General features: G+C 70.9%; 3 protein-coding genes. 1 reads left to right on the forward strand and 2 read right to left on the reverse strand.

Annotated elements, in window-relative coordinates:
* On the forward strand, positions 1–605 hold a 605-nt coding region (locus tag BM076_RS35395; protein ID WP_107417021.1), incomplete at its 5' end, for an SDR family NAD(P)-dependent oxidoreductase.
* Positions 606–696: 91 nt separating this feature from the next.
* On the opposite strand, the gene BM076_RS37870 is transcribed toward BM076_RS35395, so the two are convergent.
* Both BM076_RS37870 and BM076_RS35405 read right to left on the reverse strand, forming a co-directional pair.
* Positions 697–5,376 (reverse strand): arabinofuranosidase catalytic domain-containing protein, encoded by a 4,680-nt coding sequence (locus BM076_RS37870; RefSeq protein ID WP_245796683.1) that lies wholly within the window; start codon positions 5,374–5,376, stop codon positions 697–699.
* Positions 5,377–6,030: 654 nt separating this feature from the next.
* Positions 6,031–6,540: SMP-30/gluconolactonase/LRE family protein (locus tag BM076_RS35405; RefSeq protein WP_143120737.1), on the reverse strand; the 510-nt coding region annotated here is incomplete at its 5' end.

Genomic DNA, 6,540 nt, shown 5'->3' on the forward strand with positions numbered 1-6,540 from the left:
CAAGAGTCGCCCGCAGCGGCGAGGCGTACTTCTCCTCGCGCTTGGAGCAGTCGCCGCAGTCCGTCGAGAGGCAGTTCGCCACCAACGTCTTCGGCGTGTTCGACGTCACCAGGGCCGTCCTGCCGGTCATGCGCGCCCAGCGGTCGGGGCACGTCATCACCATCTCCTCGCTGTCCGGCATCATCGGCATCGCCGGCTCGCCCGTCTACGGCGCGACCAAGTTCGCCGTCACCGGCTGGTCGGAGGGGCTCGGGCGCGAGCTCGCACCGTTCGGCATCCACGCCACATGCGTACACCCGGGGATGTTCCGCACCGACTTCCTCGACCCGACCTCCGTCGGACACGCGGACGTGGAGATCGACGACTATGCGCCGTTCCGCGCAGAACAGCGGGCCTACCTCGACGCGAGCAGCCACACTCAGCTCGGCGATCCAGCGAAATTCGGTCCGGCGATCGTCCGGCTGGCGGCCCTCGGCACACCTCCCGAGCGGTGGGCGGCGGGCAGCGACACACTCGCCTCGTTCACCCAGCGATCCCGGGAACTGGCCGACAGCGCCACCGAATGGGAGGAACTCTCCCGCTCGACCGACATCCCCCAGGACTGACCTGGCCACGGGGCGCGAGCGCGCGAGCCGTCCACCAGACGGAGGTGCGGGGCCAGGGCGCGCCCGACCGGCGGTCCCCTGCAGGGTGGTTCTACAGGTGTGGAGCGCCGTATTTGCCGGTGAGGTTCTGGGTGGTCCAGCCGTCGCCGATGGCGGGCAGATAGGTCTCCTGGAGGTCGCCGCTCGACCTGTCGGCGGTGAAGACGCTGGTCCAGGTGAGGCCGCCGGCGGTGTCGTAGTGGAGCAGCGCGGCGAGCGGGTCCTGGGTGGGGGGCGTGCCGTACTTCGCCGACAGGTCCTGCGTGGACCAGTCGTCGCCCATCGCCGGCAGATAGGTCTCCTGGAGGTCGAAGCTGCCCGGGTCGACGGAGTACACGCTGGTGTAGCCGGTGTGGTGGAGCGCTGTCAGCGGTATCCCGCCCACCGGTTGGGGGGCGCCGTACTTGGCCGACAGGTCCTGGGTGGCCCACGCGTCGCCCATGGCGGGCAGGTAGGTCTCCTGGAGGTGGCCCTTGGTGGTGTCGTCGCCGTTGGCGTCGATCGTGTAGACGCTGACGTACCCGTCGTGGACGACCGCGGTCGGGGAGGAGAGGATGTTGACGGCCGGGGTGCCGTACTTCGCCGACAGGTCCTGCGTGGACCAGTCGTCGCCCATGGCGGGCAGATAGGTCTCCTGGAGGTGTTCGTTCACGGCGTCGATCGTGTAGACGCTGGTGTACCCGTCATGGGTGACGGCGACCGGGGACGTGAACGCGTCGACCGACGGGGTGCCGTACTTCGCCGACAGGTTCTGGGAGTGCCACGGGTCGCCGGGGAAACCGGCGCCGGGCAGGTAGGTCTCCCACAGGTCGCCGTTGTCGCCGTCGGTGGTGTAGACGCTGGTGTAACCGTCGTGGAAGGCGGCGGTGGGCGTGGTCGTGGACGCCGGGGTGCCGAACTTGTCGGAGAGGTCCTGGGTGCTCCAGCCGTCGCCGATGGCCGGCAGGTACGTCTCCTGGAGGTGGCCCGATTTCGCGTCGACGGTGTAGACGCTGGTGTAGCCGTCGTGGGTGAGGGCTACCGGCGCGGTGGCGTCCATGACCTTGGGGGTGCCGTACTCCGCGGAAAGGTTCTGGGCGTGCCACGGCTGGCCCATGGCGGTCAGGTAGGTCTCCCACAGATTCCCGCTGGAATCCACCGAATACAGGCTGGTGTAGCCGGAATGGACGGCCGACGCGCCGGCTGTGGGGGTGTCCGTCGTCTCGTCGGGCGGGGTGCCGTACTTCGCCGACAGGTCCTGGGTGACCCACGGGTCGCCGGGGAAGCCGGCGTTGGGCAGGTAGGTCTCCTGCAGGTGGTCGCTGAACTGGTCGATCGTGTAGACGCTGGTCCAGTCGAGGTTGCCGCCGGTGTCGGGGTGGAGCAGCACGATCGGGGTGGTGACGGTGGACGGGGTGCCGTAGTTCACCGACAGGTCCTGGGTCTTCCAGGGGCCGCCGATGGCCTGCAGATAGGTCTCCTGGAGGTGGTTGCTGCCCTGGTCGACGGTGTAGACGCTGGTGAAGCCCATATGGACCAGTGCGACCGGGGCCGTGTCCGCCGCCACGGCGGGGGCGCCGTAGTTCGCGGAGAGATCCTGGGTGTGCCAGGGGTCGCCGGGGAAGCCGGCGTTGGGCAGGTAGGTCTCCTGCAGGTGGTTGTCGGACGCGTCGACGGTGTAGACGCTGGTGTAGCCGCAGCCGTCCGTGGCACCGGACGCGCCGGCGGAGTGCACCACCGCGGTCGGGGTGGTGGTGGTGGACGGGGTGCCGTAGTTCACCGAGAGGTCCTGGGTCTTCCAGGGACCGCCGATGGACGGCAGGTAGGTCTCCTGGAGGTGCTGGTTGCCGTCGACGGTGTAGACGCTGGTGAAGCCGCAGTGGACCAGGGCCACCGGCGAGGTGCCTGCTTCGACGGCGGGGGCGCCGTAGTTCACCGACAGGTCCTGGGTGTGCCAGGGGTCGCCGGGGAAGCCGGCGTTGGGCAGGTAGGTCTCCTGCAGGTGACCGTTCCTGTTCACGGTGTAGACGCTGGTGTAGCCGCAGCCGTCCGTGGCACCGGACGCGCCGGCGGAGTGCACCACCGCGGTCGGGGTCTCGGCGGTGGACGGGGTGCCGTAGTTCACCGACAGGTCCTGGGTCTTCCAGGGGCCGCCGATGGCCTGCAGATACGTCTCCTGGAGGTCGCCGCTCGCGGCATCGACGGTGTAGACGCTGGTGAACCCGCAGTGGACCAGGGCGACCGGCTGCGTGCCCGGCATCACCGTCGGGGTGCCGTACTTCGCCGACAGGTTCTGCGTGGACCAGTCGTCGCCCATCGCGGGCAGATAGCTCTCCTGGAGGTCGCCGCCCGATGTCACGGTGAAGACGCTGGAGTAGCCCGCGTGCGCCGCGCCGGTCGCCCCTGCCGCGTGGACCACAGCGGGGCCGGCCGCGCTGGGGGCGGTGCTCGCGCCAGCCGGGTCGGTGCTGCCGCTGTATCCGGCGGAGACGATGTTGGCCTGTACGGCGTCGGCTGCGGCCTGACTGGGGTCGCCCGCGGTCATGACGCCCTCAAACCACGAGCCGACGTCCCAGTTGCTGTTGTCACCGCCGGTGCCGAGGATAATGCCGCCCTCCTGTTTCATCGGCGCGTAACCGGTTGGGAGGGAGCCGTTCCACCAGGTCGAAAGGCCACCGGAGGTCGAATCGCCGCCGTTGAGAGAGAAATTGTCCTGCCCGTTGTTGCCGAGCATCGCGGTGACGAACGGGGTCTTGTTGCCCTTGTTGTTCAGGTTGGAGCCGTTTCCGCCGCCCTGGAACAGACCGTTCTCCAAGTCGGCCTGCACCCACGGGCCGCTGCCGCTGCACGGTGCGAAGTAGCACGTGGTGGTGAGGGTCACCGCGTCCATGTGCGCGTCGCCGGTGTCACGGCTGTTGGCCTCGGCGTTGCCGAAGTCGAAGCAGCACCGGTCGTTGACGTGGGTGCCGCTGGCCACCATGTACATGCCTTCAGGCTGGCCGTCGGTGGCCACCCCGAGGGTGGTGTTGTTCCGGTAGCCGGTGGAGGGCTCGATGTCCACGCCGTACGCCTTCTTGCCGCCGACCTTGATCGGCAGTGCGTCGGCGACGGCGCCCTGGTCCTGTCCGCTGGCGCCGCCAGGGCCCGCGATGGTCAGGTCATTGCCGGCCGGCGACTGGTCGTAGATCTCCGTGATGATGCATGTGGTCTTGGCGCAGAACGAGTCCTGCTGGGAGGCGTCCGCGATCCCGCCGGCGCTCAGGAGCCCGATGTCCTTCGTCGTCCCGTCAGACCCCCGTTTCACCTGGTAGAGCGGTCCGTCGTAGTCCGCGTACATCGCGCGTGTCGTGGCGTACGCCGCCACGCAGCCGGTGTTGTGGGCGGCGTAGATGTCGCAGGGCTCGGCGACCGGCTTCCGCCAGTTCTGGGCCTGCGAGCCGTTGCAGGGGTAGAGGTCCAACTGAGTGCCGGCGGCGGTGTCGAGATTGGGGTCGTCGAGGCAGCCCCCGCCCGCCTGGTTCACCAGCGCCCCGCCCGACTGCGTCCACTGCTCGTCCGAGGAGCCGTCGCACGGCTCCAGCGTCACCAGCGGGCTGCCGATCGACGAGGTGCCGCCGCCCGGCGCCACGCACAGCCCGTAGAGCCCGATCGCGCCGTTGGGGTAGTAGTCGAAGTCCTGGTTGGCACTGCCGTCACAGGCGTTGATCGCCACGGCCTGCCCGGGGTTGGCGCTCCCTCCGGCCGCCCCGTAGGCGTCCATGCACAGCGGGACGGCGAACGGCTCGCCCACGTCGGGCAGCGGCAGCAGTTCGAACTCCCCGCTGGCGACCGGCGCCACCCCTCCCAACTCGGGGTCGAGCGCGGGCATCCGGCTGCGGAACAGGCGCACCACCCGCGCGAAGAACCTCGCGACCCCGGCGGCGACGGCATCCCAACTGCCCCCCGCGACCCAGTTCGACACGAACCTGATGATGCCCGACAGGGCCCTGCCTATGCCGTTCAGGGTGGACACCACGGCCTGGGTGAAGACGGGCGTCAGGACGGGGCCGAGGACCGCGCCGCCGACGAAGGCGGCCAGGGTGGCGCCCAGGGCACCCCACCAGAAGTCGGCGTCGAACGGTCCTCCGGCCAGCCATTGGCCGACGATCGTGGCGACGAGGGTCCATGAGGCGGCGCCCATGCCGGAGCAGAACGCGCCGCCCAGGGCCGTCAGGACTAGCGTGCCCGCGGGTCCGGTGGTGACCAGGGCGGCGGCGGAGCTGGCGATGAGGGCTGCCGCGCACAGGCCGAAGGCGGTGACGGAGGCGAGGGCGCCAGCCACTTGGGCGAGTACGCCCCGCAGCCAGGCCGGCAATTGATTGGCCTGGACGTCGGCGGCGGGGATGTCGACGGTGATGGTGCTCCCGCCGGAGCCGTCGGAGGCCACGGTGATCGAGCCGCCGTCGAAGGTGGGCGGGTCGGGGAAGTACGGTGCCACGATGCCGGAGTCCGAGCGCCATGTCGCCTGGAACAGGTCGCTGAGCGACGCCCCCGGTGACAGGCCCACGCCCTTCGGCCACAGGGTGGTCACGAAGTCCTGCGCACTGGCCGGGTCGACGCCGGCGGCGTCGTAGGTGGCCACCATGTCGCCGCCGGGCCAGGTGACCGTGACCGCCCCGCCGGAGGTCACCGTCTGGTCCGCCCGGGCGGGCAAGGGGGTCGCCACGAGGGCGCCTGTCGCCACGACCGCCAGGGCGCAGACGAGGGCGACCATACGTAACAGGCCCAGGCGCGACCGCTTCCGGAGTGCGGGAATCAGGATCATCGCAGGTATCTCCACAACCGTTGCAGGGCTGGGCAGGCTCCCCCGGGTTCCACCACGCGGCTCGCTCACCGCCGCACGCCCGGCGCTCCTCGGAGCGCTGTCCTTCCTCCGGGCGTGATCACTCGGTGACCGAGTGCGATCGAACTATTCTGTGATGGGCGGCGCTCTGTCAATGCCCCGTACGCGATTCCGCGGACGGCCCGGCCGAGACCGCTCGCCCGCCGCCTGCGCGGTGCGGGCTTCGCTGCCCGTTACCCCCTCTGACGTGCCCGGTTCGATCCGCGGCGATCTCCGGCGGGCGGCCTCAAAGCGGGCTCCGGGCGGGGCGGACCGCCGTACAGGCCTGCCCGGGTCGGTACGAAGCCAGGTGCTGAAGGCGGCGGTCCGCGGCACGGCTTGGCCCGAATGGGACCGGCGGATCGCGTCGACCGGACACGAGGAGAAGAACGAGAAGAAGGAGAAGAAAAACAGCGCTGCCGCCTCCGCGCGGGCCGAGGAACCGGCCGAAGCCGGCCGAAGACCCGACGCCGAGCCGCCGAGTCGTCCTCGTGATCCACGTCCCCGCGGCCGGCGGGGCCGTTTCCCGACGCGCCGGGGTCCGGCTCAGCGGCTGACGCCGTTCCACGCCGGGAGGGGCGCGCCGCGCGCGCCCGGGCGCGCGGCGAACAGGCCGCCGTCGGGGCCGCCCGCGGTGATCAGCAAGGTGGCGAGGTCGGGCCCGGCGAAGGCCGCGCTGGTCGGGTGGGCGGCGGGGACCCGTACGGTGACCAGGTGCCGCGCGGTCGGCGAGTAGCAGCGCACCTCGCCCGCGCCCCAGACCGCCAGCCACAGGTTGCCGTCGCGGTCCGCGCACAGGCCGTCCGGCAGCCCGTCGTCGATCGTGAGGAAGTCCCGGCGCTCGCCGGTACGGCCGTCCGCCGGGTCGTACGCGCGCACCCGGACCAGGCCGGGGCCGGTGTCCACGCTGTACATCAGCCGGCCGTCCGGCGACCAGGCCGGCCCGTTGGAGCAGGTCAGATCGGTGTCGAGGACGACGGGCCGCCCGTCGCCCGCCAGTCGCACCAGGACGTCCCGGCCGTGGCGGCCGTCGAGCGCGCTGCTGCCCACCAGGAA

This window comes from Actinacidiphila alni (assembly GCF_900112845.1).
GTDB classification, from domain to species: Bacteria; Actinomycetota; Actinomycetes; order Streptomycetales; family Streptomycetaceae; genus Actinacidiphila; species Actinacidiphila alni.